We start from the raw sequence: 26,855 nt of genomic DNA, 5'->3' as shown, positions 1-26,855 counted from the left end.
GGCTGTTGATGCGTGTCAAAGGTCTTCCGAAGACACCTGCAGGACGGCAGCGCCGGCCACCCGCCCAGCGCGGAGGTCTTCCAAGGCGGTGTTGGCATCTTGCAGCCGGTAGGGCGTGACGTGAACCCACAAGGGGACTTCCGCGGCGACGCGCATGAGCGCGAGTCCATCGACTCGCGTCAGGTTCGCCACCGAAACCAGCTTGCGTTCCTCCCACAGCAACCGGTACGGAAACGCGGGAATGTCGCTCATGTGAATGCCGCCGCAGACCACTGAACCGCCCTTGACCACGGCCTGCAGCGCCTGCGGCACGAGCGCGCCGATGGGTGCGAAGATCAGCGCGGCGTCGAGTGGCTCCGGGGCGGCGGTGTCGCTGGCGCCCGCCCACCTGGCGCCGGTGTCCAGCGCAAGTTGCTGAGCCGCAGCGTCGCCGGCCCGGGTGAAGGCAAACACTTCGCGCTGCTCTGCCACGGCAATCTGCGTGATGAGGTGGGCCGCGGCGCCAAAGCCGTAGATGCCGATCCGGCGCGCATCGCCTGCCATGCGCAGCGTGCGGTAGCCGATCAGGCCGGCGCAGAGCAGGGGCGCCGCGTGGGCATCGTCGTACCGCGCCGGAATCGGCAGGCAGTACCGCGCGTCGCAGACCACGTATTGCGCATACCCGCCATCGCGCGTGTATCCGGTAAAGGCCGGGTGGTCGCACAGGTTTTCGCGCCCGTGCAGGCAGTACGGGCAGACACCGCATGTCCAGCCGAGCCACGGCACGCCCACGCGTTCGCCCGGGGCGGGCGTTGTCACGCCTTCGCCGCACGTCTCGACGATGCCGACGATTTCGTGCCCAGGAATGAGGGAGGGTTTCGGGGCAGTCAGTTCGCCGTCCACGATATGGAGGTCGGTACGGCAGACACCACAAGCGGACACCGCGATCCGGACCTCGCCCGGCCCAGGCTTGGGCGTGGGAACTTCCCGCCAAATCAATGGCCTCCCGGCGCCTTCCATCACCATGGCCCGCATCGATTCAGACATCGCTGTCTCCGTATGGCGTGTCTGGTCAGTATGGATCAGCCCTGAAAAACTTAGTCTCGGCAGTCGACCATCGGCTGCGCCAGATCAATCGGAAGGCGTTGCCGCGCGCAATACTGAATGGGTGCAATGCAATGGCCATCCGGTTCCACTGAATGACTTCACTGTTGTCCTTCTCGGTTGCCTTGGGCGTGGGCCTGGCGATTGGCCTTGAGCGTGAGCGTAGTCACACCGGCAGCGCAGAACTGCCGGCGGGCATGCGAACGTTTGCGATCGGGGCGCTGGCTGGCGCCATTGCGGCAAGCCTGCCCGTGCCGTTGGCCGTGCCCACGGTGTTGCTCACGGTAGCGGTGTTGGCGGCGGTGGGTTATCACCATTCGGCCAATGTCGATCCCGGCGTGACGACGGAACTCGCATTGGTGGCCACCACGCTGTTAGGCGCCTATGCCGTGAGCGAGCCCGAAATGACGGCTGGCCTGGGCACGGTACTTCTTGTCCTGCTCTATGCGAAAGCGGGTTTGCATCGGTTTGCCCGTACGGTCATCACCCAGCGTGAACTCGCCGATCTGCTGATCCTCGCCGTCGCGGCATTGCTGGTCTGGCCCGCGGTTCCCGACCGGAACATGGGGCCGCTGAACGCCTGGAACCCACATACGCTGTGGCTGGTTGTGCTGCTTGTCATGCTGACCGGCAACACGGGCCATTTTGCGGCGCGATGGTTTGGAGAGCGTATCGGCTTGCCGCTGGCAGGCCTGTTCAGCGGGTTTGCATCGAGTGTGGCAACGATCACGGCCATGGCGGCGCGCGTGCGCAAGGACCATCGCCCCATTGACGGTGCCGTTGCCGCAGCGCTGCTGTCCAACGTCGCAACGCTGGTGCAGATGCTGCTGCTCATTGCCGCCATCAACATCGACTTTTTGCGCGTGCTGGGGGCTCCGCTCGCGGTCGGCATGATTGCAACGGTGGCATGGTCCGCTCTATGGATATGGCGTGGCAGCGAGCCGCTTGAGGAGGCGCCCGAGAGTTCAGCGTCATCCATCAACTGGCGTGTCGCCATTGGTTTTGCCCTGTGGACGGCGGCCTTGCTGCTTGCCGCCGCCGCCGCACGCACATGGTTCGGCACAGCAGCCGTGGTGGCTGTCACCGTGTTTGGCGCATTTGCCGATGTGCATGCCGCGACCGCATCCATTGCAACGCAGGTGGCTGGCCACACGCTGCAGACTTCGACGGCAGGCGCGCTGGTGATGCTTGCGCTGACGGCCAACACCTTCTCGAAGGTTGTCGTGGCCATCAGCGGGGGCCGTGCTTTTGCGGGCAAAGTCACCGCTGGTCTGCTGACCATGCTTCTGTCCAGCTGGGCGGTGTTCTGGTTTGTCGCCTAGTCAATTCTGCCCAGTGCACATGCGGTGTCGGCAGGGGGGAGCCTTAGAGGATCAAATCGGACGGCGCATGCTGGCGGGACCCGCTAGCGTTGTCGCGACCGAGAATACCGGCCAGCAAGGTCCATTCGCCACCCATCGCGCGGATGGTGTCGTCCAGGCTGAGCATCCCCACCAGTCGTTGCTGACGATCGACCACGGCCAGACGGTGCAGGCCGTGGCTGAGCATCGAGCGCAAGGCTTCACTGATCATGGCGTCATCGTGAATGGTCAGAAGACCGCGCGTCATGACTTCCGATACGGCGGTCTCGGTGCAGTCGCCGCGGTTGGCTATCCCGTGCACCACCATGTCCCGGTCTGTCACGATGCCGACCACCCGCGCTCCGCAGCCGGTGCGTTCCGTGACAAGGAGCGCACGAGCGCTTTCGTCCCGCATCAATCGGGCGGCCTGCTGCAGCGTCGCCGTTGACTGGACGTGGACGATGCGGCGGGAGCAAATCTCGTCGACCCTCATGCTGAACTCCGATGCGCGTACGTTTTCACTATAAGAACGGGCCGGTGTCAGAAGTTGATCCCGCACAAGGTGCCGTGAGCTTTCCATGACTGGACAAGGCGGCAGCCGATAGCGGAGGAGTCTATTGAGCGTTGGACACATGCCCTTGAGGCAGATCAAGTGGCGTCGCTGGGCAGTCCGCCGAGCCAAACGCTGATGTAAATCAAGGGGTGATCCGCTTGGTGGTCCAACATTGAATCCAGCAACCCCGTTTGGGGCGGACGACGGATTCGATGGAGGCACATCATGTACGACAGGATTCTGGTAGCGGTGGATGGCAGCCCGACGGCAGATCGCGCGTTGGACGAGGCCATCCAGCTTGCGCAAAAGCTCGGCTCTGAGCTGGTCATCGCGCACGTGATCGACAACTCGTATCTGATGTACGACGTTGGCTACATCGACGTTGGCGCCTTTACCGAAGCCTTGGTCAAACAAGGCAACCAAATCGTTGCCGACGCGCGGGCCAAGGCCGAGAAGGCAGGCGTGCACGTCCACAGCGTGGTGGTTGACGACCCTATCGGCACCTTCGACATCGGCACTGCCATTGAGCAGGCAGCCCACAACGTTGGCGCGCAAGCCCTGGTGCTGGGCACCCACGGGCGTCGCGGCTTCCAGCGCTTGTTCCTGGGCAGTGTGGCCGAGAGCGTTGTACGCCGGAGCACGCTGCCGGTGCTGCTCGTCCGCGCGGTGGAGACGCAAGCACCGCACGCCGCTACGGAACCGCTGAGCAATGCCGTCATTGCCTAGTCGGGTAGCGCATCCTCTGACACGACATCGGGATCTGACCATGAGCTACGCCAGTGTGATGGTGCATCTGGACCGCAGCGAACGCGCCATGCACCGCCTCAACCTTGCGGCCCAGTTCGCACAGGCGCACGGCGCCAAACTCGTCGGCATCTATGCGAGCTTTGCGCCAAGCCTCAGCTGGTTCTACATGATGGAAAACGCCGCACGTTATCTGGAGGAAGACCGGATCCGGCGCGACAGCGTGCGGGATGCTGTGCACGCGCGCTTTCATCAGGCGACCGAGAAGCTTGCGGTCGAAACGGAATGGCGTGCAGTGGAAGGCGACCCCGTGGCACTGGTGCTGCGTGAAGCGCGGGAGACCGATCTTCTGGTCGTCGGACAACGCAACCATGACGACCCGGATGAATTCATCGCCGGCGACTTTGTGGAAACCCTGATCCTGGAGTCGGGCCGCCCGGTGCTGGTGGTGCCGTATGCCGGCAACTTCACGGCATTGCCCAAGCGTGTGCTCCTGGCCTGGAGCGGCGGCCGCGAATCGGCTCGCGCGCTGCACGATGCCCTGCCCATGATGACGGGCGCAACGGTGCACGTGCTGCAGATCACGAGCACGCAGCCCAAGCACTGGGCTGAAGAAACCACGGTTGGGCAGGTCGCGCGTGCGCTGAACGCGCGCGGCATCCACACCACTGTGGAAGAGGCCGACTGCGCAGATTCCGACACCGCCGTGGGCGAGCTGCTGCTCTCGCGAGCGGCCGACTTCAATGCCGATCTCATCGTGATGGGTGCCTATGGGCACAGCCGCCTGCGTGAACTCGTGCTGGGCGGCGTGACACGCACCCTGCTCAAGACGATGACCGTACCGGTGCTGATGTCGCACTGAGCCTTGACCTCGATTGCACCTGAGAAGATCGCCATGAAGAACGATATTCAGCTCAAGCACGATGTCGAAGAGGAGCTGCTATGGGATCCGGCGGTGGACGCCAGCCGCTTTGCGGTGCAGGCCAAGGACGGCGTCGTCACGCTCTCTGGCGGCGTCGACAGGTTTGCCGACAAGCATGCCGCGGAGGAGGCGATCCGCCGCGTTGCGGGCGTCACCGCGCTTGTCATCCATGTGGATGTACGGATGCCGCCAGAGATGGAACGCCCGGATGACGAGATTGCGCAGGCGATCAGCAGTGCATTGCATTGGAATGCTTCGGTGCCGCCGAATGTTGTCCAGATCACTGTTGAAAACGGGGCCGTGACGCTGCGCGGTGAAGTCGACCAGGACTTCCAGCGCCGCGCGGCGCTGGACACGGTGCGCAGAGTCCACGGCGTGAAGTCCGTGGCCAATGCGCTGACATTGCGCCCCGCCTCCGGCCCGGCAGATCTGAGTGATCGCATTGCGAAGGCGCTGCAACGCCTGGCTGTGGTCGACGCCTCGCGCCTCAGTGTTTCCGTGGCGGACGGGACGGTGACTTTGTATGGGCCGCTGCGCAACCTCAACGAGTGCCGTGCGGCCCGTGAAGCTGCATGGGACGCGCCCGGCGTGCGTGCCGTTGTCGATCAGATGTGGGTTGTTTCCTAGACGCAATTGCCCGTTCCACTGCTTTCGAAAACCCTGGAGTCCGAGATGGAAAAGAAGCTGATCGTGTACTACTCGCGTACCGGTACGGCACGTCAGGTTGCCGAGCAGATGGCTGCGCAGAGCGGATGGCAGCTTGCCGAGGTAACCGACGAGCATCCGCGCGCCGGCTTCCTGGGCGATGCGCGCTGCGTCATCGAAACGGTATTCCATGCGCGCGCCAAGTATCGCTATGAAGGTCCCCCGCTTGGTGAAGTCGAGCACGTTGTCGTGATCGCGCCCATCTGGATGGGCCATCTGGCTTCGCCCATGCGGGACTTCCTGGCTGACCGATTGCCGGCGTCCACGCACTTGTCTGTGATTTGTGTCATGGCGGCGCGTGGGGCATTCCGCGCTGTGGAAGAAATCATGCGGATTACGGCCACCATTCCGGCGCCGGTGCTGGCGTTGTTCCAGCGCGACGTACTCAGCGGGTTGTCGCAGGAGGAGATCGCGGGCTTTATCGATCAGGTGAAGACCGCCGGGCGGTGGGAGCAATCGAGGCAGCGCCCAGCCTGGCTGTCGCCAACCGAAGCCTGAAACCGGACACACAGCGCGACGCTGAATCAACCGAAGGAGACTGGGCATGACCCGCTTTACCGAGGCGCAATGGAAACGGCTGACGAGCTTGCTCGACGAACAGGAAGCCCGCGTGCAACGTCAATTAGCGGCGCTGGGCGAATCCGTTGTGCCGATCCAGCGTGAAGCGCCGTTCGAAAACGCGGATCTTGCCGATGAAGAGGCGGGGGACCAAACGAACGACGTCATGCTCGCCCGTTACCGAACGGAACTGGAGCAACTGAATGCTGCACGCGAGCGCATGCAGCAGCACAGCTACGGCATCTGCGTCGATTGTGGCGAAACGATTCCGTTTTTACGCCTGCAAGCCCAGCCGACAGCCATGCGCTGTCTGTCTTGCCAAACGGCGCGTGAACGCCACTGGGCATAGCCAGGCGACTCTATCTAGCAGGAGCGAGATATGAAAAGCGATCTGGGCATCAAGCAGGACGTCAACGACGAACTGCTTTGGGAACCTGCGGTGGATGCCGCAGGGATTGGTGTGGAAGTGGAGAACGGCGTGGTGACACTGACCGGCCACGTGCGCAGCTACATGGAGAAGCTTGCAGCCGAGCATGCAGCCGAGCGCGTGGGTGGCGTGCGTGGTGTCGTGCAGAAAATCGAAGTTCGCCTGCCGGGTGCACACACCGATGCGGACGTTGCTCAAGCGGCCCGTGACGCGCTTGAATGGCAGGTCAGCCTGCCGTCCAATCGCATCGAAGTATTGGTCGAGAACGGCTGGGTAACGCTCTCGGGCGAGGTCGACTGGCCATACCAGAGCGAACAGGCGGCGCATGCGGTGGGATCGTTGCGCGGTGTAGCGGGTCTGATCAATCGGTTGCGGATCAAAGCGCGCGTGGTGCCGGCCAATGTGGCCGAGCAGATCGGTGCGGCGCTCAAGCGGCATGCCGCACGCGAGGCCGATCACATCCGCGTCTCCGTTCAGGGCGGGACGGTGACCCTCAGCGGCCACATCGGTTCCGCGGCGGAGCGGCGCGCTGCCAAGGGCGCGGCATGGTCCGCACCGGGCGTGACGGAAGTCATCGATCATCTCCAGATCGCGCCGTAGGGTCGGGAGTCATGCAAGAAAAAAAACGCTGCCCGGCAGCAAATCCGGAGCAGCGTTTTTTAGTGGATTAGTGGATTAGCGGAGAACAGGCAGACCGATCAAAGCTCAGTCAGTGCTGCCTTGTCGGTCAGCTCGATGTTCTTGCCGCTCACGACGATCCAACCCTCGCGTTGAAACCTCGACAGCGCACGGCTGACCGTCTCAAGCTGCATGCCGAGGTAGCTGCCGATTTCTTCACGGGTCATGCGCAGCGTGAAGCTCGAAGGGGAATATCCGCGATCCTGCATGCGCGTGGAAAGGTTCAGCAGGAAGGTGGCCACACGCGCTTCTGCACTCAGCCCGGCGAGCAGCAGCATGAGCCCCGACTCCCGCACGATCTCTTCGGCCATCAATTGGTGAAGACGATGTTGCAGGGGGCGGATGTCCTGGCACAGGTCTTCAATGCAATGGAAAGGCATGGAGCAGACCGTGCTGTCTTCCAGGGCAATCGCATCGCAGGTGTGTCGATCGGCGGCAATGCCATCGAGCCCAAGCGTTTCGCCCGACAGTTGGAATCCGGTGACGTGATTTGCGCCGTTGGGGTGCGATACCACGGTTTTGAACGATCCGGACCGGATGGCATACAGGGCGTGGAAGTTGTCGCCCGCACGGAAAAGTGCTTCGCCCTTGGCGATCTTGCGCCAGGTGTGCACCATCTGGTCCAGCTGTTCACGTTGCGCGGTTGGTACAGCGCTCGCAATGCAAGCCCAGTGCATCATGCAATTTGCGCACTGGCTGCTGGGAATCAGTGGCGTAGTCTGCCGGGCCTGTGTTGCGTCGCGCACGAGCCTGAGTTGGGGAAGCGCAGCGGGATGGCGGGTTTCAATGGGGGCAGGGGACTCTATGGTGCGCGGAATCATGGGGCGGCTCCGGAAGGCGTCTGTGGTCTTTGAACCACACATCCTCGGTGAGGCGGTGGGTATCCGGTCACTGCGTTCCATCAAGGTCCGGTGTCCGTATGCTCAGTATCGGAGGCGCCGCGTTTGCGCGAAATCAGGCAGCGCTGAGTTGGCCGTCGGGATGCGCCATGCCGGTGTCAGGATTCCCTGACACCGGCGGCAGGGTTTTCCGGGGGGCGCCTCCTTCACACGGCTAGTATCTCCAGCCTTTGGAATGGGCTATGTTGATTGCATCCCGACCTTTTGGTGGTGTTCGGTGCCGGAGCAAGACACTCAATCCTCGAAGGCAACGCACAGGCGGCTGCTGCAGTTGCAATCCACCTCAGCCGAACTGGTGGTGGGTGTGCTGGCCGTTTTGCTACTGGCCGCGGCGGTTGCGCGACTGGCGTTTGCCCTCCAGGCCGGAGATGCCGCCTTCGTTTTACTAGCCTCGGCAAGTATCGCGACGGTTGTCGCACTGGTGTTCTATTGGCTGCGGCTCCGAAAGCTGCGAGCCGCCGTCGCCCGGGATCTGTCGTACCTGGAAAAGAGCGAAGCCCGGCTGGCCGGCATCATCCGCTCGTCCATGGAAGCGATTATTTCCGTGGACGACGCGCAGCGCATCGTGTTGTTCAATCCAATGGCCGAGACACTGTTCGGGTGTTCAGCCCGCCAGGCCATCGGTCGCCCCCTGTCGGACTTTATTCCCGAGCGGTTTCGCGGTGCACACGAGGCCCACGTGCGGCGCTTCGGGGTGACGGGCGTATCGGAGCGTCAGATGGGTAAGCAGCGGCCGCTGTTTGCCCTGCATACCGACGGGCGGGAATTCCCGATCGAGGCGTCGATTTCACAGATCGAGGTGAACGGCGGCAAGCTGTTCACGGTGATGCTGCGCGACACCACGGAGCGCGTCCGCGCGGAAGCGGCACTGCGGCGCTCCCAGGAAGAACTGCAGCATTTGTCGGACAGCATCCTGGCAACGCGCGAGGAGGAGCGGCACCGCATCGCCCGCGAGCTGCACGACGATCTGGGGCAACGCCTGAGCGCGCTCAAAATGGACATTTCGCTGCTGGCGGCGGATCTGCAGGCCGCACGGAGCGACAAGGCGCTGATCGACCAGACCCAGGCGATGCAACATGTGATTGACGAGACGATTGTTGCCGTGCGGCAGATTTCCGCAGATCTTCGCCCGCCGTTGCTTGACGAGCTGGGGCTTGTGCCCTCCATCGAATGGATGGCCAAGAATTTTCGCCAACGCTTTGGCCTGGTCGTGACTGTCCATGCTCAAGAGCTGGCAATGAACGAGCGCGCCGCCATCTCGGTCTTTCGGATCGTGCAGGAGGCGCTCAACAATGTCGTGCGCCATGCCGATGCCACGCGCGTTGAGATCGCGTTCTCCCAACAAGAAGACGTGCTGGAGTTGTCCATTCAAGACAACGGGCATGGCTGGAGCGGGGCACCTCCGGCGGTGGGTGAGCGCAAGCCGCTGGGGTTGCTTGGCATTCGTGAGCGGGCCCGCTTGCTGGGCGGCCAGGCGACGATCACACACGCGCCCGGCGGTGGCTTTCGCTTGAGCGTAAGCTTTCCCACCGTTCACAAAGCCACCGAGGAGGCACGGACATGATTCGCGTGATGATCGCCGACGATCATGCCGTGATGCGCGATGGTGTGCGTCATATCCTGGAGCGCGCAGGGGATTTTGAAGTCGCATGCGAAGCTTCCGACGGTACGCAGGTCCTGCAACTGGTGCGTGACCATCAACCGCAGGTAATCGTGCTGGATCTTTCGATGCCGGGGCGCAGCGGGCTGGAGCTGCTCCGCCAGTTGCACGACGACCACCCCAGGGTGCGGGTGCTGGTGCTGACCATGCACGCAGAAGAGCAGTACGTGGCGCGTGCCTTTCGTGCGGGGGCGGCCGGCTACCTGACGAAGGAGAGCGCCGCGACCGAGCTGGTCACCGCGCTGCAGAAGGTGGCGACCGGCGGCACGTATGTCAGTCCGCCCATGGCGGAGAAACTCGCGCACAGCCTGGGCGAGCCCAGTGAGGAGGCGGCCCACACGCGCCTGTCAGACCGCGAGATGGAGGTCTATCGCCGGCTGGTGCAGGGTGAGCCCTTGACCGAAATCGCCACCAGCCTGTGCGTGAGTGCCAAGACAATCAGCACCTACAAGATGCGGTTGATGGACAAGCTGCAGCTCTCCAGCGAAGCCGCTCTTGTGCGCTACGCGATACGTCATCGCTTGTTCTCCGACGACGATACGCTCTAGCGCATTCCCCGCAGGACCCAACCCGGTCTTGCGACACGTCAAAGGCCGTCGCGCCCGAATCGCTATTGTTGATGCACATGCATCGGCCGGTCGAGATCACCCCGGGGCGCGCCCCTGTCTGCCGTGCATGGCCAAGGGGGCCATGTGCAAGCCATTCTCAAACTCGCCTACAAGCTGCTGGTCAATGACAAGGCCAAGCTGAGCGGCTTGCTGGTCGGCATCACGTTTGCGGTGTTTCTGATGATCGAGATGACGTCGCTGTTTGCAGGCGTGCTCAATCGGTCTTCATCTGCCGTGTACAACATCGGCGCACGCATGTGGGTCATGGATCCGGCTGTCAATACCGTGGCCAATTCGATCGGCATGCCGGATTACGTTCTTGATGCGGTACGCAGCATTCACGGCGTGAAATTTGCCGTTCCACTGTATTCAGGCGGCGCACTTGTGCGCCTGAAAAGCGGAACCTATCAGCCGGTCACTGTCGTCGGCATTGACGACACCAGCCTGTTCGGCCGCCCTCGCATGCTGAGTGGCCGTATCCAGGATCTGTACGGCGACAACGCCTTCATCGTCATCCAGGACGCCGAGTTCGGGAAACTGGAAAACCCGCATATCGGCACGGAGTTCGAAGTCAATGACCATCGAGGCGTGATCGTCGGCATTGGCGAGGTGGCGACCAGCGGATTGTTTGGCGTGCCCACCCTGTACACAACGTACCGCCGGGCTGTGCAATATCTGCCCGGTACGCGCTACACGATGTCGTACATCCTGATCGAGCCCAAGTCCGAAGCCGACGTTGCAGCGATCGAACGTGCGGTAGACCGGCTCGGTTATCGCGCCCTGACCAAGGAAGAGTTCATCGGCCGCATCTCGCACTTCTATACCTACCAGACCGGGCTTGGCACCAACATCCTGCTGATGACGGTGATCAGCTTCGTGGTGGGCTTGTCGATATCGGGACAGACGTTCTACACCTTCATCCTGGAAAACCTGGAGCGCTTTGGCGCACTCAAGGCCATCGGGGCAAAGGGGCGCGAGCTGGTCACGATGATTGTCTTCCAGGCGACGTTCGTGGCGCTGGTTGGCTACGGGCTGGGCATCGGCCTATGCGCGGCATCCATCGCACTGGTGCGCCTTCGCATTCCAGACTATGCAGCCATGATCACGTTCACCAACCTGATGCTTGCGCTGGCCATGGTGGTTGTGATTGCCGGCATCTCGGGGTACATCGGGGTACGCAAGGTACTGCGCATCGAACCCTTCGACATCTTCCGGGGTTGATGGTGGCCAACGTTGCCATTGCCGCGCAGGGGCTCGATAAATGGTTTGGCGAGGGCGAGGCGCGTACCTGCGCGCTCAAGCAGGTCAGTTTCGACGCCCAGTTCAACGAGATGCTGTTCATCGTCGGGCCTTCGGGCAGCGGCAAGACCACGCTGTTGAGCGTGATCTCCGGGATCCTGCGCCCGGATGGCGGGCGGGCCGTGGTGGACGGAGTCGACATCTGGAGCCTGGGTGCCGACGCGCTGGCCGATTTTCGCCTGGGCAGGATTGGCTTCGTGTTTCAGGACTACCACCTGTTCCCGCGGCTCACTACGGTCGAGAACGTCGCCATCCCCCTGATCCTGCGGCATGTCGCCTGGGACACTGCGCTCGAGCAGGCCATGCACTACCTCGATGTGGTCGGGCTGAAGAACCGTGCGCAGTTGCCGCCGGTCAAGCTCAGTGGCGGTGAACAGCAGCGCGTGGCCATTGCACGCGCCATCGTCACGCAGCCCGACATCCTCATCCTGGATGAACCCACCGCATCGCTCGATGGCGATACCGGACGCTCCATCATGCAGTTCGTAAAGACGGAAATCCTGAACGCGCACCGCTGCATCGTGATCGTGACGCACGACGCGCGCATCCTCGACATGGCCAGCCGCATCCTCGACATGGAGGACGGCAAGCTGAGCCGCATTGAACATGGAGAGGCGCGATGAAGATCCGCTGGTTGTTTGTGCTCTCTGTGATCGGCGCGCTGGCGGGGATTGGCGCGGCCATCTACTACGCACGGCAGAGGCCGCCGCTGCCGCCCGTCTTCCAACCAGCGGCCAATCCATACGCGACGGGCATCTACGCCAACGGCATCGTCGAAAGCGATCAGCCCAGCGGCGCCAACCTGAACCTGTATGCCGAGGTGTCGGGCACCGTTGCGCGCATTGCCGTGCAGGAAGGGCAGACGGTCAAGCGCGGCGATGTGCTGATCCAGATCGAGGATTCCGTGCAGCGCGCCCTGACCGCGCAGCAGCAGTCGCAAGCGGATGCCGTCGACGCCCAGTTGAACGCGCTGCTGGCCCAGCCGCGCAAGGAAACGCTGGAGGTCACCCGTGCACAGGTGAGCGCAGCAGATGCCGGCCTGCGCACCGTACAGGATCAGTTGGACAAGCTTGAAGCGGCCGCCCGGCTCAATCCCAAGGCAGTCAGTCGCGATGCCATGGACAACGCCGCCAACGCGGTACGGGTGGCACACAGCAATCTTGCAGTTGCCCAACGGCAGTACGAACTCACGCGCGCCGGCGCCTGGAGCTACGACATCCGCACGCTGCAAAAACAGCGCGATGCCTTGCAGAAGGGCGCGGCAGCAGCGGCAGCATTGCTCGAAAAATATGCCGTGCGTGCACCGGTGGATGGCGTTGTCATGTCCGTGAACACGGCAATGGGCAGCTATGTCTCGCCGCAGGGTACCTATGACGCCTACACACGGGCCAACGTGCCACTCGTCACGATGAGCACCGGCCAGAACAAGCTGGCTGTCCGTGTGTATGTGGACGAGATCCTGGTGCACCGTCTTCCGCCCGGTGCGGTACAGGCACGCATGTTTGTGCGCGGCACCGATGTCAGCGTGCCGCTGGAATTTGTGCGCGTGCAGCCGTACGTGTCGCCCAAGGTGCAGTTGTCTGACCAGCGCTCCGAACGCGTGGATGTGCGCGTGCTGCCATTGCTTTTCCGTTTCAAGCAGCCTGACAAGCTGGCTGTCTATCCAGGCCAACTGGTCGACGTTTACCTACAGGGGGCGTCGTGAAAGCGGCGGCGTGGGCGATAGGCGCCGCGCTTGCGGTGTCGGGCTGTGCCGTCGGACCGGATTTTCAGGCGCCGCCGGCACCGGGCGTCGATCGCTATCTTCGTGAAGGCAATCCTGCGCAGAGCACCTCCGCAGATGGCGTTGCGCAGCGCTTCACGGCGGCAACCGTGCCTGCAGACTGGTGGCGCGCCCTCGGCAGTCCGGCGCTTGATCAGGCCATGGATGCCGCCATTACGGCCAACCCGAGCCTGCAGCAGGCAGAAGCCAACCTGCGCGCCGCGCAAGACCTGTTGCGAGCTGGCGCGGGCGTGTTCTACCCGCAGGTGGCGGGATCAGCCGATGTGTCGCGCCAGGCAGCGGTGCCCGCCAGGCTCGGCCAGACCGGGGCGCCAAGTCTTTTTACGCTGTGGACGCTGGGGGCATCCATCAGCTACGCGGTGGATATCTTTGGCGGCAATCGGCGTGCGGTGGAATCACTGGCGGCGCAAGCGGAGGGACAAAGGTACGCAGTGGCCGCCGCCTACCTCACCCTGACCGGCAACCTGGTGAACGCCGTGATCGCCCATGCCGCCTATCGGGCACAGATTGAAACCACGCGCAGCCTGATTGCCGTGGTGCGCGAGCAGGTAGAGATTGCACACGCGCAGGTCGAAGCCGGCGTCATGGCACATGCAAGCGAGCTGAGCCTTGCTGCGCAATTGGCGTCGCTGGAGGCATCGCTGCCACCGCTGGAGCAGAAGCGCGACCAGGCTGCACATCTGCAGGCGGTGTTGGCCGGCCGATTTCCTTCCGAAGCAGACGCTGTAGACGTCGCGCTCAACGGGCTGCAACTGCCGGCGGACCTGCCCAGGCTGGTGCCCTCTGAACTGGTGCGCCAGCGCCCCGACGTTCTGGCCGCACAGGCACGCCTGCACCAGGCCAGCGCCGAGGTCGGTGTTGCAACGGCGGCGATGCTGCCCAGCTTGACCTTGAGCGCAGACTACGCCCGAATGAGCGGCCGCAGCGCCGATCTGTTTGGTGCAAAGGCCGGCGCCTGGAGCGTGGGGGCAAGTCTTGTCGCCCCGCTGTTTGAGGGCGGCACCCTGTATTTCCGCCGTTCTGCATCCCGGCAGGCTTTGCAAGCCGCCGATGCCGGCTACCGGCAGGTCGTGCTCTCTTCGTTTGAACAGGTGGCCGATGTGCTGCGGGCGCTGGAACACGATGCCGCGCAGCTTGACGCACAGTTGCGCGCGCAGACGGCCGCTAGTGCCGCACTCGAAGAGATCAACGCTGACTACCGTGCCGGCGTTAGCGGCTATCTGCAGGTGCTGAGTGCCGACCTGCAGTATCAGCAAGCTGTGCTCGGCACGCTGCAGGTGCGTGCACAGCGGCTGCAAGACACCGTGGCGCTGTTCCTTGCGCTGGGCGGCGGCTGGCGTGGCGCCGGCATTGAACCGCCGGTGGCGGGCACGCACGACAGCCGCCCAGGCAACGATGGCCGTTGAGTTGCGTCAAGACCGGACGCACGTCCTGCGCTCTAATGGTTTGCACATCCATCCGGTTTGCTCGCAATTTCCCATGCACATCACGTCCGTGCCGTTTCCGCACTCGCCCGCCGACGATCTCTCGATGTGGTCAGCGCTTGCCTCGCAAGACGTGCTGGTGCGCCTCCAGACCCAGACGCACGGCCTGACGGAGGAGGCTGCCGCACAGCGCCTGCGTGAAAACGGCCTCAACCGCGTGGCCAACGGGCATCAAGAGGCCGTTCTGATTGAGTTGGCGCGCCGCTCGGTCAATCCGCTGAATCTGCTGCTCATCTCGCTGGCGGGCGTCTCGGCGGTGTTGGGCGATGTGCGGGCGGCGGTGCTGATTGCCGTCATGGTGGTGCTGAGCGTGGTGCTGGGCTTTCTGCAGGAGCATCGCTCGAACCGGGCGGCGGAGGCACTGCGGCGCATGGTGCATACCACGGCAACGGTACGTCGTATCGGTTCCGATGGCGCCGAAGCGAGCCAGGAAATCCCGATCGATCAACTGGTGCCGGGCGATATCGTCCAGCTTTCGGCCGGTGACATGGTCCCGGCCGACTTGCGGCTGCTCAGTGCGAAGGATGTGTTCGTCAACCAGTCGGCACTGACTGGCGAAGCCATGCCACGGGAAAAGCATGCGGAGCCTTCCGACAGCCATCCTGCGGCAGATTTCGACCGGCCCAACCTGTGCTTCATGGGCAGCGCCGTGGTGAGCGGCTACGCCACGGCCGTTGTCTTGACCACCGGGCACCGCACCGCCTTTGGCCATGTGGCCAACCTGATTGCCGCGCAACGCGTGCAGACCAGCTTTGATCGCGGCATTACCCGATTCACGTGGCTGATGCTGACGTTGATCCTGGTGATGGCGCCCACGGTGTTTCTCATCAACGGGCTGACCAAGGGCAACTGGTTCGAGGCGCTGTTGTTTGCGGTGGCCGTGGCCGTGGGCCTCACGCCCGAGATGCTGCCGATGATCGTGACGGTCAATCTGGCCAAGGGCGCCATCGCCATGTCGCGCAAGAAAGTCATCGTCAAGCGGCTCAACGCCATCCAGAACTTTGGTGCGATGGATGTGCTGTGCACCGACAAGACGGGCACGCTCACGCAAGACCGCATCATCCTCAAGCATCACCTGGATTTGCGCGGTGAAGAATCCGACCAGGTGCTGGAGTACGCGTTTCTTAACAGCTTCTATCAGTCGGGCCTGAAGAACCTGCTGGACGTGGCTGTGCTCAAGCATGTGGAGCTGGAACAGCGCCTGGATGTGCATGCGCGGTTCCAGAAGATCGATGAGCTGCCGTTTGACTTCGAGCGCCGGCGCATGTCGGTGGTGCTGGCGCAGGACGACGGCACGCATGTGCTGATCTGCAAGGGTGCAGTGGAAGAAGTGCTGGCCGTCAGTGCGCGTTACGTGAGCGGCGACGAGGCTGGCCCGCTGGAGGCAAGCCACCTCCAAGATACGCGGCAACTGGCGGAGAACCTCAACGCCGACGGCTTCCGTGTCGTGGCGGTTGCGTACAAGGAGATGCCGCCCGAGCAAAGCCAGTACGCCGTGGCGGACGAGTCTGGATTGACGTTGCTGGGGTATATCGCCTTTCTCGACCCGCCACGTGATACGGCCGCACCCGCCATTGGCGCATTGAAGGCCCGCGGCGTGGCGGTCAAGATCCTGACGGGGGACAACGCCATTGTTGCGCGCAAGATCTGTCGCGAGGTCGGGATCGCCGTGGAGCCCGTGGTGCTCGGGACCGAGTTGGCCGCCATGTCACCCGAGCAGATGGCCGAGGTGGCAGAGCGCGCATCCGTGTTCGCCAAGGTGTCGCCGGCGCAAAAGGCGGCCATTGTCGAGGCACTGCACCGCAGGGGCCACGTTGTGGGCTTCATGGGTGACGGTATTAACGACGGGCCGGCGCTCAAGGCCGCGGATGTCGGCATCTCCGTGGATAGCGCTGTCGATATTGCCAAGGAGTCCGCCGACATCATCCTGCTGGAGAAAAGCCTGGCCGTGCTGGGCGAGGGCGTGACGGAAGGGCGCAAGGTGTTCGGCAACATCGTCAAGTACATCAAGATGGGCGCCAGCTCGAACTTCGGAAACATGTTCAGCGTGCTGGGCGCCAGCCTGTTTCTGCCCTTTCTGCCAATGGCGCCGGTGCAGGTGCTGCTCAACAACCTGCTCTACGATTTTTCGCAAACCGCCATCCCGACCGACAACGTAGACGACGACTATCTCGTCAAACCACGACGATGGGAGATCGGCAGCATCTTGAAGTTCATGCTGTACATGGGGCCTGTCAGTTCGCTGTTTGATTTCGCGACCTATGCGCTGCTGCTCGGCGTCTTTCACGCGTGGGCCGATCCGGCGCTGTTCCAGTCCGGGTGGTTTGTTGAATCGCTGCTCACGCAGACGCTCATCATCCATATCATCCGCACGGCCAAGGTGCCGTTCGTGCAAAGCCGGGCGAGCACCGCCCTGGTGCTGACCAGCATTGCCATTGCCTGCGTGGGTATCGCCATGCCGTTGACACCGGTCGGGGCGCTGTTCGGCTTTACGCCGCTGCCGGCAGCCTACTGGCCCTGCCTGGCAGCGATCGTTCTCGTCTACGGCTTGTGTGCCTACGTGATGAAAGCCTGGTACGTGCGCAGATACGGTCTGGATTGAGCCGGTCGTGTCAGCCGGCCTGGCGCTCGGTTTGCGGGGCCACGCCCAGCGCAGCACGCACTTCGGCGTCTTCCACCTGAGGAAAATCGGCGTAATACAAGCCGACCGCGCGGAAGCCTTGCGGCGCGTAGAGGCAGACGACCTCGTCGGCCAGCGGTCGGATTTCCTCCAGGCTGTCCGGTGCCGCCACGGGGACGGCGCAGATGAGGCGTTGCGGATGGCGCTGGCGTATGGCGTGGAGTGCTGCCTTCATGGAGGCCCCGGTTGCCAGCCCATCGTCGACCACGATCACGACGCGTCCTTCTACGTCATACGGACCGCGGTTCGGGGTATAGAGCGCACGGCGCCGACGGATGACGTCCATCTGTTCGGCGCTTTCCTGTTCGAGGTATGTGGTGTCCGCGCCAATGCGGCTGGCATAGGGTGCGAAGTAAGTCCAGCCGCCTTCTTCCACTGAGCCGACAGCCAGTTCAGGGTTGAACGGTGCGCCGAGCTTGCGAACCAGCACCACATCAAGCTGACCGCCGAGTGCGTGCGCGATGAGTGCGCCCATTGGAACCGCACCCCGTGGGATGGCCAATACCAGCGGGTGCATGTCCCTGTACTTCTCCAGTGCCTGCGCGAGCATACGCGCTGCATCCAATCGATCTTTGAATCGCATGGGGCTACCTCGCGTGTCGGTGAGGTTGGGAGGTTGCACTCAGGTGGCGGACAAACCACGCCCGCGCCAGCTCGGCCACCTGTTCGAGCGCGCCTTCCTCTTCAAAAAGGTGCGTTGCGTGGGGTACCGTCTCCAGAGCTTTTTCACAGTGCATTTGGCTCAGGGCCTGCCGGTTCAGATCGAGAACGTCCAAATCGGCTGCACCAACGATCAGCAAGGTCGGACAGGCGAGATTGCTTAGCGCACGTTGGCCAGCAAGATCGGGGCGACCGCCGCGGCTGACGACCGCTTCGATCGGGCAGGCGTCGTCCTGTTCGGCCGCCGCCAGGATCGCGGCTGCGGCGCCTGTACTGGCGCCGAAGTAGCCGAGGCGCAACCTGCGTTCGCGCGCGATGCTGCCTACCGCGTGTGTGGCTGTATGCAGACGCCGTGCCAGAAGGTCGATATCGAACCGGCACGACGCATGCGACGCTTCCTCCGCACTCAACAGATCAAAGAGCAGCGTGCCCAGGCCGGCGGCATGGAGCTGATGCGCAACGTATTGGTTGCGCGGACTGTGCCTTGAGCTTCCGCTGCCATGCGCAAAGATCACCAGGCCGGTTGCATTGGCGGGGCAGTCCAGCGTGCCTTCCAGCACTGCGTCGTCCGCCACGATATCCATGCTGAGAGAAAGCGGCTCGGGATTCATGGGAGATGTCTTCCTGAAGTGGGGTGACCGCCGGATTACACGCTCAGCGGCGGCTGGACGCTACCGGTCATCTCGCGCTCACGCTCGTTATGAACAAGCCGGGCGATGAGGCTCCATTCGGTGGCCATTGCGCCGAGCACATCGTCCAAAGACAGCACGCCCACCAGCGCACCGTCGGACGTCACTCCAACACGCCGCACGCCGTATGAGAGCATCTCCTGCAACGCGTCGCTCAGGCTTGCCTCGAGCGGTACGTTGGAGATGCCCCGACTCATCACATCGGCCACACAGGTCTGCGATGGGCTCACCCCAATCGCAACCGCATCAAGCACGATGTCGCGATCCGTGACAACGCCGATCGCGCGGGGCCCGGACGGGGTGTTCTCCGTCACGACCAGTGCACCGACATGCTTCTGGCGCATCTGCTGTGCCGCCTCCTGAAGCGTGCAGGAAAGCGGAATGTGTACTGCATTGTGTGAATAGACGTCCTGAACTCGCATGATGGGCTCCTTGGCGTGTTGATCAGGCGGCTTTTTCGGCTCTTGCCGTCGTGGAACGTGCCAATCCGTTCTTCTTCGCTTCGGAGTCTGGCGGAGCCATGAGGTTGAAGCTGTCAAAGAAGGCCTTCAGCGAATCGGAGGACGCGGCAAACAACTGTGAGGAAGAGGTTTGGCCTTCGGGTTGCTGCATCTGCTGGGTCCACTCCGTCAACCGACGAAAATAGGCTGCCTGCAGCTTGTCCGTGAACTCGGCCCAGGTCTTCAGTGCGTTGGCGCCGTGGCTTGATTGCATCTTCATGAAGATGCCTTGTGCAGTGGCCAGCGATGTCCAGTCATGCGTGCCGCTCAGTTCATGTTCGAGCTCACGCACATCCTCCAGCGCAGCCTCGGCCAGCTTGAGGCGGAAATGGGCCAGGTCGATCTGCGCCTCGAGCATGAAGCTGGCGGTGCGGCTCATCTCGCGCATGACGGCGCATGCCACGTTGCATGCCATATCAGCAGGTTGTTGCATTGTGATCTCCGGTGGGGTCTTGGCGGGCAGGTGAGGGGGCCGCCGAATCAGGTGTCCATATGCAGCGTAGGCACTTTGCAGTTGTGTGCGTTGATGTGGCGCAAATTGGCGGCCGCGCGCGGAACACCATCGCTACGGTGCTTGATCTCAGGGCGCTTGGGTGCCTGAGCACGCCCAAACGGAATCACCGTTCTGTGCCTCTGATGTAGGGCACCACGTTGGATATCTCGCCGGGGATCACATGCGCTCGCTCTTCCACGTTGAGCGGCTGCTGTGTGGCGATCTGGGCATCCAGCACGTGCAGGTCCGCCTCCGATGCGTCGGCCCCGCTGCGCATGCGATTGCGGATACGCATGCGCAGCGTGTCGACGTCGGCCATGCAGTCCGCGATGGCCAGGGCCACGCCCAATCGGCGGGCCAGTGAGAAGAAACGTCGGCGCTGGCGCTCGGCCAGGAACGTGGCATCCGCAATCATCGGAACACCGGCGCCTACCCCCAGCTTGCAGACAGCGGCAAGGCGCCGATAGGTACGTTCGACTGCGCGCGGCAGGTAGCGGTCGACGGCGGCGGGATGCCCGACGCGCTGGCGTTCGACGTCGGAGCGCACGCGAATCATCCCTTCTGCTTCGGCAAGCTGTTCTGCGCGGGTGGATTTTCCGCTGCCAGAAAGGCCATGCATGAGAAGAATGCAGGCATCGTTTCGGCAGAGCAGCTCACTAGACAGGTTGAGCATGCGGCGTGCCTCGCCGCGCGGCCTGGCAGCCAGATCTGGGGTTCCCTCCAACTGATGGGCGCGCTCCAGCAGCACACGGGCACGCACGAGCGCGCGCATCGATGCGTAGAAGGGCAGGACTGCCAGCCCGCCATAGTCGCCGCATCGCTCGAGATAACGGTTGATCAGGCGATACGCCATCGCATGCAGGCCCGCTGCGAGCAAGTCCATGAACAGAAACGCCGTGTCGTACATGGTGTCGATCCGCCGAAGCGACGCAGAGAATTCCAGGCAGTCGAACGGCGTCGGCTGGCCATGGATCAGTACGATGTTGCCCAGGTGAAGGTCGCCATGGCATTCGCGGATATGGCGGCTGCGCCGGCGTGACGCGAATGTCGCTTCCAGGCGACTTGCATGCTGACGAAGCAGCGTTACCGTGGCCGCTGCAATCTGGGGTTCCGTGGTGAGGGCAATCACCCCCGCTGCGCAGTCCTCAAGCGTGCGCTGAATGCTTGCGGGTGTGCCATCGTCTGAGCCTGAGCCGCAGACAGGCGCGGTTGCGTGGAAGTCTGCGATCAGGTCGGCCAGTGCGTCGATCTCCCTCGCGCGTAGGCGCCCATCACGCGCCAATGCACTGAGCAAGTCCTGCTGGGCAAAGCGGCGCATGCAGACCGCGTACTCACAGGGCGTGCCTTGCCCACTGACGTGGAGCCCGCCCGTGGCCGGATCGTGCGATATCGGCACCACGCCGAGGTATAGCGCAGGAGCGAGGCGGCGGTTCAGGCGCCATTCCTCCTCGCAATCGAATTGCCGCGCACGGAGCGTCGAAAAATCGACGAAGTCCAGCTTGATCGGCTTGCGCACCTTGTATGCAAATTCTCCGGCCAGGAAGACCCACGACAGATGGGTTTCGATCATCTGCAGATCCGCAGCGGGGTGTGGATACGATGCTGCTTCGAGCATCCGCGTCACCAACGCTTCTGGTGGCTGCGAGCATGGAATGGTGGTGGCTTGTTCGGCCATACGCGGTTTTCGCCTCCGGATAGAGAAGGTCAATATCGCGCGGTGGCTGCCATGCGCCCTGACGTAGATCAACGTCCGCACGGGTCGGTTGCCTAGCATGGAGTCATCGTCTTCTTGGGGTTCCCCAATGAAAGCACTCGTCTACGAAGGGCCCGGCAAGATCACCCTTGCCGACAAGCCGAAACCGGTACTGCAGGCACCGGGGGACGCAGTGGTGCGCGTCACGTTAACCACCATCTGCGGCACCGATCTGCACAGCATCAAGGGCGCACGCTGGGCCACGAAGGCGTGGGGGTGGAGTCGGTCGGCGCTGCCTTCCGCAACGCCGCGAAGACTCAGGCGCTCAAGGTGATCATCGCCGCCTAGGCGGCCAAACATGTTCGATGGATTTTCAGTTTGATGAGGTGAATGCCATGAGCCAGACGATGCTCCTGTCTTATGACCCTGTGCAACATCTACTGCCGCAGTCAACGTCCCACGCGGCGCCAGCGGCAACCATTGCACTGGCGCCGCCGGTACTGGATGGCGGCAACACGTTGAGTGCTGCGCTGAGCAAGCGGAAAAGCGTGCGGGCGTTCGAGCCCACGCCGCTGTCACTGCAGCAACTGAGCGAATTGCTATGGGCGGCAAACGGCATCAACCGGCCGGAAATCGGGGGGCGAACGGCGCCCTCAGCGCATGGCCTCAACGAGATCGACATCTACGTCGCCCTGCCAGAGGGCGTCTACGAATACGAGCCTGCGGCCCACCGCCTGCGCCTCAAGCATGCCGTGGACGCGCGCAACCTGACCGGGTACCAGGATTTTGTGGGCAAGGCGCCGCTGGATCTGGTGTACGTGGTGAACCATGCGCGTGCAGACCAGATGCCGGAAGCCGTACGCGAAACATTTTCCGGTGTAGCGGCGGGAGCGATCTCGCAAAACGTGTCGCTTTACTGTGCCTCGGCCGGGCTGGGCTGTGTGGTGCGCGGCTGGCTCAATCAGCGTTTTCTGGCAGAAGCGCTATCGCTCAATGAAGACGAAGTGCCGGTGCTGGCACAGACGGTCGGCCGCCCAGCCGCTGAGCAGTGAGGTATGACATGAGCCAAGCAGTTCGTTCTTTGCCGCGCTGCATTCTCGCCGCGTTGGCTTTGGCCGCCAGCGCACACGCAGGTGCAGTCGGGCCGGATGCGGCGGCGGCTCCGGAAGTCCGGGTTCAGAACGAGATCGCCTATGTGTCGGGTGGCGTTGGCAGCGACGCGCGCGACACCATGCACGCAATGGCAAGCCGTTTCAACGTGCGGCTGAACGTGGTGTCGGCCAGAACCGGCGAGGCGTTGTCGGATGTGGATGTCTCGGTGGCGGACGATCGCGGAACGCTTCGATTGCGCGTGCGCACGGAGGGGCCGCTGTTGTATATGCGCTTGCCCCGCGGGCACTATCAGATAACCGCTGCGTACCGGGGCGTAATGCAGACCCTGAGCGTTCGGGCCGGTACGAAGCCGGTCGATGCCGTTGTGCGGTTGCGTATCGAACCGGAAACAGACCGGTGGCTCCTGTGCAAGCGCGATTGCCCCCGCGCTGGCGTACGTCCGACGACGCGATGAGGCCGTCATGACAATACAGCGCATTGCGCTCATCACCGGTGGTATGGGCGGGTTGGGTGAAGCCATTGCCGTTCGTCTGTACGCGCAAGGGCATCGTGTGGTGGTTACCCATTCGCTGGGCAACGCGCATGTGACCTCATGGGTGGCAGAACAGCATGCCTACAGGCGCCTGTTCCAGACGTTCGCGGTGGATGTGGCCGATTACAACGCTTGCCAACGATGCGCATCTGAGGTGCTTTCGACCGTCGGCCCGGTCGACATTCTGGTGAACAACGCCGGTATTACGCAGGACATGACTTTCAAGCGCATGACGCTCGAAGCCTGGCGGAACGTGCTGGCCACCGATCTCGACTCCGTCTTCAACATGACCAAGCCGGTGTATGAAGGCATGATCGACCGCGGTTGGGGCCGCATCATCAACATCTCGTCGGTCAATGGTTCGCGGGGTGCGTTCGGGCAGACGAACTACGCGGCGGCCAAGGCCGGCATACATGGGTTCACCAAAGCGCTGGCCCTCGAGTGTGCCGCAAAGGGTGTGACCGTCAACACGATCTCGCCCGGCTACCTCGCCACGCGAATGACCCGCGATATTCCCCGCGAGATCATGCAAGAACGGATTCTTCCGCAGATCCCGCTGGGCCGTCTTGGTCGACCAGAAGAGGTGGCGGCACTGGTGGCTTTTCTCTGCGGCGAGGACGCTGCCTACATTACCGGTGCCAACCTGGCCGTGAATGGTGGCTTGCACATGCAGTAGCGCGCGTGCACAAGCACGATGCCTCAAGAGTGTGATTCTCGTTTGCCGTTGGCTTCGACGAGCATGCGTTCCACGTGCGTGAAGGCCTCGCGGAGCGCGACGTAGGGATCCTCGTTGGACGTATTGCTCGAAACATGCGTCTGATGCGGTGTGAACACGTGGACGTGGACGTCGAACGGCTTGCCCTGGTGCTGATGCTTGGCTCCCACGGCAAGACTGACGCGGCAGCGCATCAGATCGGCACGAATGCGCTTCAAGCGGTCAGCATGGTTGATAACCGCTTCTTCGACGGCCTTGGAATGCGGAATACCCTGGAAGGAAATGTCGACTGGGACGCTCATGGTTTGGCTCCGGTTGGTCTGGATACTGATGTGGAAATTCATGTGTTCATTCTTGATCGCACGATTTCCGGCACCTTGACTCGGATCAACCCGATGGGCACGGCGTACGACATGTTGCGGTGCAGATACAGAATGCCCGAGGTGGTGTGCGCGTGCGCTCGTCACATGGTCTGCTTCAACAACGGCAGCAGCATGTCGAGCGAGTGCGCATTGAGCACGTCTGCTTGCCCCAGCCATGCGCGGCGGGCTTGCGTGACACCCAGGGGCAGGTTCGTCAGATCAGCCGGGCTGTGCGCGTCAGACGCAATGCTCACGAGCACGCCTTCCGCCTTTGCCAGGCGACATCCAACGTCGGACAGGTCCAGGCGGGAGGGCTGGGCATTGGCCTCAACGTAGCAGCCGCGCTGTGCAATGGCGGTCAGGACCCGCTTGAGGTCAACGTTGCAGGCGTTGCGCTCGCCAATCAGCCGGCCTAGCGGGTGGGCGAGGATGGTGAAGTGCGGATGATCGAGCGCACGAAGAATGCGTGACGTCTGTTGGTCGGCCGGCAGACTGAAGTGGCTATGGATTGCGCCCACGACAAGATCCAGGCGCCCCAGCACCGAATCCGGCAGGTCCAGTGACCCGTCCTCCAGAATGTCGACTTCAACCCCCTTGAGCAGCACGGGCCAACCCTCGTGTTCGGCGTTGAAGCGGTCGATGGCATCGGCTTGTGCGGCCAGGCGCTCCGCCGTGAGCCCATGGGTTATGCCAATGCGTGGCGAATGATCGGTCACTGCCAGGTATTGATAGCCCAGCTGGCGCGCCTGCGCCGCCATGGCTTCGAGGCTGGCGGTGCCATCGCTGGCCGATGTGTGGACATGAAGGTCCCCCTTGATGTCGCTCTGTTCAACGAGGGATGGTAGTGCGCCGGACTGCGCGGCCGCGATCTCTCCTTGGTCTTCGCGCAGCTCGGGGCAGATCCAAGGCAAGCCCACTGCACGGTAGACCGACGCCTCCGTCTGGCCGGCGATGCGCGCCTTTCCTCGGAAGACACCATATTCGTTGATCTTCAGACCCTGGGCCTGCGCAAGCTTGCGCAGTGCGATGTTATGCGGCTTCGATCCGGTGAAATACACCAGCGCCGCGCCGAACGCGTCGGAGCGCACCACGCGCAAGTCCACCTGCATGCCGTTTTTCAGGACGACGCTTGCACGGGTGGGCCCCGCTGAGATTCGGGTAGCGACCTCGTTGTAGTGCACGAAATGCTCAACGATCTGTGCGCGTTTTCTTCCCGTGATGAGCAGATCCAGATCCCCCACGGTGTCTCGGCCCCGCCGGTAGCTGCCGGCAACGACGAGTTGGTCGACCAGGCCGCTCGCCAGCAGGTAATGCGTCAGTGCGTCGGCGCATGGCTTGGCGATTGCCAAACCATAACGGCGATCGCGCGCCAGGCGTGCGTTGAGGGCTTCGAGCAATCGCTCTTCGCTTCGGGGGCCAAAGCCATGCAGTTCGCGAATGCGGTGCGCCGCTGCTGCCCGAGCCAGCTCGTCCAACGAGGTGATGCCCAGCTCGTGCTGCAAAGCACGGGCCCGCTTTGGGCCCAGCCCAGGCAATTGAAGCAGTTGAAGCACGTACGATGGAACCTCCGTACGCACACGTGTGAGCATGGCGCAGGTTCCCGTTTCGACGATCTCGCGCATCTTTGCCGCGAGGTCCACTCCAACACCTGGCAAGGCGGTCAAGTCGGCGCCGCGTGCCAGCATGGCGTCAACGCCTTCCGTCATGCCTTCGACCATGCGGGCAGCATTGCGGTAAGCGCGTACCCGAAACGGGTTGGCTTCCTCAACCTCCAGCAAATCAGCGATTTCGTTGAAGATCGCAGCGATGGCCTGGTTCGCGGGGTACTGATAAGAAGCGGCCAATGGCATGGGTCATCCTCTTGCGTGCAAGTCTCTCTATCGTTTCATCTGGCGATGCGGGGGCCTTGCGGCACATCAAACGGAGTGCGTGGCTTTGCAGGATCACGACACACTGTCGAACCGCCTTGCGCGAGATCAACCCGGCCAACGCGCGCGGCCGTATCGTGGGCAGAGATCAGGGGTGCCTTCATGATCAAGCTGCTCATCCTCACCAACGTGGCGGTGTTCTGTGCAGAGCTCTTTGCAGGAGACGAGCTGCAGCGTACCTTTGCTCTCTGGCCGCTCGGCATATCAGGGGCCGGCCTGCGGAGCGGATTCATGCCGTGGCAACCGCTGACATACGCCTTCCTGCACGCAAACGGGGCGCATCTGGTGCTCAACATGTTCGGGCTCTATATGTTTGGCCGCGACGTGGAGCGCACCGTGGGTACACCGCGGGCCTGGCTGCTCTACGTATCCAGCATCTTGAGTGCGGCCTTCGCGCAGATCGCCTTTACAGCTTTGAGCGTTCTGCCGGCGGGGCCGGTCATTGGCGCTTCCGGAGGCGTGTTCGGATTGCTTCTCGCGTATGCCGTCCTGTTTCCCAATCGCATGATCGTTCCGTTGATCCCGCCCATCCCGATGCCTGCGTGGGTGTTTGCAACGCTCTATGCGATCGTGGAGCTGACGCTTGGCGTGAGCGGAACCGAAGTCGATGTCGCGCACTTCGCCCATCTGGGCGGCATGGCGGGCAGCGGGGTGCTGCTTTGGCATTGGCTGCACGGCACACCCAGAGCGTCATAAGCGAGGCGGGCCGGGCGATGCGCGCTATCCACCCTTCTTCGCAGGCACGGC

Annotated in this window: 28 protein-coding genes and 1 pseudogene; 19 read left to right on the top strand and 10 right to left on the bottom strand. The window is 63.0% G+C overall.

Annotated features, from left to right (window positions below; all coding sequences use genetic code 11):
* Positions 1–15: 15 nt before the first annotated feature.
* Entirely contained in the window at positions 16–1,026 is a 1,011-nt protein-coding gene (locus ACU8YE_RS05115; RefSeq protein ID WP_446928233.1) for a zinc-dependent alcohol dehydrogenase family protein, read from the bottom strand.
* A gap of 152 nt (positions 1,027–1,178) precedes the next feature.
* Here ACU8YE_RS05115 and ACU8YE_RS05110 point away from each other — a divergent pair, with 152 nt between their 5' ends.
* Positions 1,179–2,405: an MgtC/SapB family protein gene (locus ACU8YE_RS05110; RefSeq protein WP_232039427.1), complete on the top strand. Its 1,227-nt coding sequence runs from the start codon at positions 1,179–1,181 to the stop codon at positions 2,403–2,405.
* 43 nt (positions 2,406–2,448) lie between these two features.
* Here the strand turns inward: ACU8YE_RS05110 and ACU8YE_RS05105 are convergent, their stop codons facing one another.
* Positions 2,449–2,916 (bottom strand): CBS domain-containing protein, encoded by a 468-nt coding sequence (locus tag ACU8YE_RS05105; protein WP_253534295.1) that lies wholly within the window; start codon positions 2,914–2,916, stop codon positions 2,449–2,451.
* A 285-nt stretch (positions 2,917–3,201) separates the two neighbouring features.
* Here ACU8YE_RS05105 and ACU8YE_RS05100 point away from each other — a divergent pair, with 285 nt between their 5' ends.
* From ACU8YE_RS05100 to ACU8YE_RS05075, 6 genes are read left to right on the top strand one after another with little or no spacing between them, the layout of a single operon-like run.
* Positions 3,202–3,702, top strand: a complete 501-nt coding sequence (locus ACU8YE_RS05100; protein ID WP_232039429.1) for a universal stress protein — start codon at positions 3,202–3,204, stop codon at positions 3,700–3,702.
* A gap of 40 nt (positions 3,703–3,742) precedes the next feature.
* On the top strand, positions 3,743–4,582 hold the full coding sequence (locus ACU8YE_RS05095) for a universal stress protein (protein WP_232039430.1): 840 nt from the start codon (positions 3,743–3,745) through the stop codon (positions 4,580–4,582).
* Between the two features lie 33 nt (positions 4,583–4,615).
* Complete coding sequence (locus ACU8YE_RS05090; protein ID WP_260801735.1) at positions 4,616–5,269, top strand: BON domain-containing protein; 654 nt, start codon at positions 4,616–4,618, stop codon at positions 5,267–5,269.
* 45 nt (positions 5,270–5,314) lie between these two features.
* On the top strand, positions 5,315–5,845 hold the full coding sequence (locus ACU8YE_RS05085) for a flavodoxin family protein (RefSeq protein ID WP_446928232.1): 531 nt from the start codon (positions 5,315–5,317) through the stop codon (positions 5,843–5,845).
* A 46-nt stretch (positions 5,846–5,891) separates the two neighbouring features.
* Entirely contained in the window at positions 5,892–6,254 is a 363-nt protein-coding gene (locus ACU8YE_RS05080; RefSeq protein WP_232039432.1) for a TraR/DksA family transcriptional regulator, read from the top strand.
* Between the two features lie 30 nt (positions 6,255–6,284).
* Positions 6,285–6,932, top strand: a complete 648-nt coding sequence (locus tag ACU8YE_RS05075; RefSeq protein WP_232039433.1) for a BON domain-containing protein — start codon at positions 6,285–6,287, stop codon at positions 6,930–6,932.
* 98 nt (positions 6,933–7,030) lie between these two features.
* Here the strand turns inward: ACU8YE_RS05075 and ACU8YE_RS05070 are convergent, their stop codons facing one another.
* Positions 7,031–7,831 (bottom strand): helix-turn-helix domain-containing protein, encoded by an 801-nt coding sequence (locus ACU8YE_RS05070; RefSeq protein ID WP_232040257.1) that lies wholly within the window; start codon positions 7,829–7,831, stop codon positions 7,031–7,033.
* Between the two features lie 253 nt (positions 7,832–8,084).
* Here ACU8YE_RS05070 and ACU8YE_RS05065 point away from each other — a divergent pair, with 253 nt between their 5' ends.
* The 7 genes from ACU8YE_RS05065 (at position 8,085) to mgtA (ending at position 17,345) form a co-directional block, all read left to right on the top strand.
* Positions 8,085–9,473, top strand: coding sequence for a PAS domain-containing sensor histidine kinase (locus ACU8YE_RS05065; RefSeq protein ID WP_260801733.1), 1,389 nt, complete (start codon positions 8,085–8,087; stop codon positions 9,471–9,473).
* Positions 9,470–10,117 carry a response regulator gene (locus ACU8YE_RS05060; protein WP_260801732.1) on the top strand — a complete coding sequence of 216 codons (648 nt, stop codon included), beginning with the start codon at positions 9,470–9,472 and terminating at the stop codon, positions 10,115–10,117. Before ACU8YE_RS05065 ends, ACU8YE_RS05060 begins: the two co-directional genes overlap by 4 nt.
* Positions 10,118–10,261: 144 nt before the next feature.
* On the top strand, positions 10,262–11,398 hold the full coding sequence (locus ACU8YE_RS05055) for an ABC transporter permease (protein ID WP_232039436.1): 1,137 nt from the start codon (positions 10,262–10,264) through the stop codon (positions 11,396–11,398).
* Positions 11,398–12,099 (top strand): ABC transporter ATP-binding protein, encoded by a 702-nt coding sequence (locus tag ACU8YE_RS05050; RefSeq protein ID WP_394372410.1) that lies wholly within the window; start codon positions 11,398–11,400, stop codon positions 12,097–12,099. Before ACU8YE_RS05055 ends, ACU8YE_RS05050 begins: the two co-directional genes overlap by 1 nt.
* Positions 12,096–13,181 carry a biotin/lipoyl-binding protein gene (locus tag ACU8YE_RS05045; RefSeq protein WP_440077190.1) on the top strand — a complete coding sequence of 362 codons (1,086 nt, stop codon included), beginning with the start codon at positions 12,096–12,098 and terminating at the stop codon, positions 13,179–13,181. Before ACU8YE_RS05050 ends, ACU8YE_RS05045 begins: the two co-directional genes overlap by 4 nt.
* Positions 13,178–14,665 carry an efflux transporter outer membrane subunit gene (locus ACU8YE_RS05040; protein WP_446928231.1) on the top strand — a complete coding sequence of 496 codons (1,488 nt, stop codon included), beginning with the start codon at positions 13,178–13,180 and terminating at the stop codon, positions 14,663–14,665. The genes ACU8YE_RS05045 and ACU8YE_RS05040 overlap by 4 nt, the downstream gene beginning before the upstream one ends.
* A 73-nt stretch (positions 14,666–14,738) precedes the next feature.
* Entirely contained in the window at positions 14,739–17,345 is a 2,607-nt protein-coding gene (mgtA, locus tag ACU8YE_RS05035; protein ID WP_446928230.1) for a magnesium-translocating P-type ATPase, read from the top strand.
* A gap of 10 nt (positions 17,346–17,355) precedes the next feature.
* Here the strand turns inward: mgtA and ACU8YE_RS05030 are convergent, their stop codons facing one another.
* The 5 genes from ACU8YE_RS05030 to ACU8YE_RS05010 form a co-directional block, all read right to left on the bottom strand.
* Complete coding sequence (locus tag ACU8YE_RS05030) at positions 17,356–18,006, bottom strand: phosphoribosyltransferase (RefSeq protein WP_232039441.1); 651 nt, start codon at positions 18,004–18,006, stop codon at positions 17,356–17,358.
* Positions 18,007–18,010: 4 nt separating this feature from the next.
* Positions 18,011–18,694, bottom strand: coding sequence for a dienelactone hydrolase family protein (locus ACU8YE_RS05025; protein WP_446928229.1), 684 nt, complete (start codon positions 18,692–18,694; stop codon positions 18,011–18,013).
* 35 nt (positions 18,695–18,729) lie between these two features.
* Positions 18,730–19,194, bottom strand: coding sequence for a CBS domain-containing protein (locus ACU8YE_RS05020; RefSeq protein WP_446928228.1), 465 nt, complete (start codon positions 19,192–19,194; stop codon positions 18,730–18,732).
* A gap of 22 nt (positions 19,195–19,216) precedes the next feature.
* Positions 19,217–19,660, bottom strand: coding sequence for a hypothetical protein (locus ACU8YE_RS05015; protein WP_446928227.1), 444 nt, complete (start codon positions 19,658–19,660; stop codon positions 19,217–19,219).
* Between the two features lie 229 nt (positions 19,661–19,889).
* Positions 19,890–21,380 carry a bifunctional aminoglycoside phosphotransferase/ATP-binding protein gene (locus ACU8YE_RS05010; protein ID WP_446928226.1) on the bottom strand — a complete coding sequence of 497 codons (1,491 nt, stop codon included), beginning with the start codon at positions 21,378–21,380 and terminating at the stop codon, positions 19,890–19,892.
* Between the two features lie 187 nt (positions 21,381–21,567).
* Here ACU8YE_RS05010 and ACU8YE_RS05005 point away from each other — a divergent pair.
* The 4 genes and pseudogenes from ACU8YE_RS05005 to phbB form a co-directional block, all read left to right on the top strand.
* Positions 21,568–21,755 (top strand): annotated as a pseudogene (locus ACU8YE_RS05005) (alcohol dehydrogenase); the annotation flags it as partial.
* 98 nt (positions 21,756–21,853) lie between these two features.
* Complete coding sequence (locus ACU8YE_RS05000) at positions 21,854–22,510, top strand: nitroreductase family protein (protein WP_232039446.1); 657 nt, start codon at positions 21,854–21,856, stop codon at positions 22,508–22,510.
* 8 nt (positions 22,511–22,518) lie between these two features.
* Positions 22,519–23,025 carry a hypothetical protein gene (locus ACU8YE_RS04995; RefSeq protein WP_232039447.1) on the top strand — a complete coding sequence of 169 codons (507 nt, stop codon included), beginning with the start codon at positions 22,519–22,521 and terminating at the stop codon, positions 23,023–23,025.
* Between the two features lie 7 nt (positions 23,026–23,032).
* Positions 23,033–23,779 carry an acetoacetyl-CoA reductase gene (gene phbB / locus ACU8YE_RS04990; RefSeq protein WP_446928225.1) on the top strand — a complete coding sequence of 249 codons (747 nt, stop codon included), beginning with the start codon at positions 23,033–23,035 and terminating at the stop codon, positions 23,777–23,779.
* 23 nt (positions 23,780–23,802) lie between these two features.
* Here the strand turns inward: phbB and ACU8YE_RS04985 are convergent, their stop codons facing one another.
* Positions 23,803–24,120, bottom strand: a complete 318-nt coding sequence (locus ACU8YE_RS04985; protein ID WP_232040258.1) for an HPF/RaiA family ribosome-associated protein — start codon at positions 24,118–24,120, stop codon at positions 23,803–23,805.
* A gap of 161 nt (positions 24,121–24,281) precedes the next feature.
* A complete protein-coding gene (gene polX / locus ACU8YE_RS04980) occupies positions 24,282–26,030 on the bottom strand; it encodes a DNA polymerase/3'-5' exonuclease PolX (RefSeq protein WP_446928224.1) in 1,749 nt (582 codons plus the stop codon).
* A gap of 180 nt (positions 26,031–26,210) precedes the next feature.
* Here polX and ACU8YE_RS04975 point away from each other — a divergent pair, with 180 nt between their 5' ends.
* On the top strand, positions 26,211–26,804 hold the full coding sequence (locus ACU8YE_RS04975) for a rhomboid family intramembrane serine protease (RefSeq protein WP_446928223.1): 594 nt from the start codon (positions 26,211–26,213) through the stop codon (positions 26,802–26,804).
* Positions 26,805–26,855 lie beyond the last annotated feature (51 nt).

The sequence above is a fragment of the Ralstonia sp. VS2407 genome, assembly GCF_052950655.1.
Note: the sequence above shows the minus strand (reverse complement) of the source record. Positions and strands in the feature narration are given on the sequence as shown.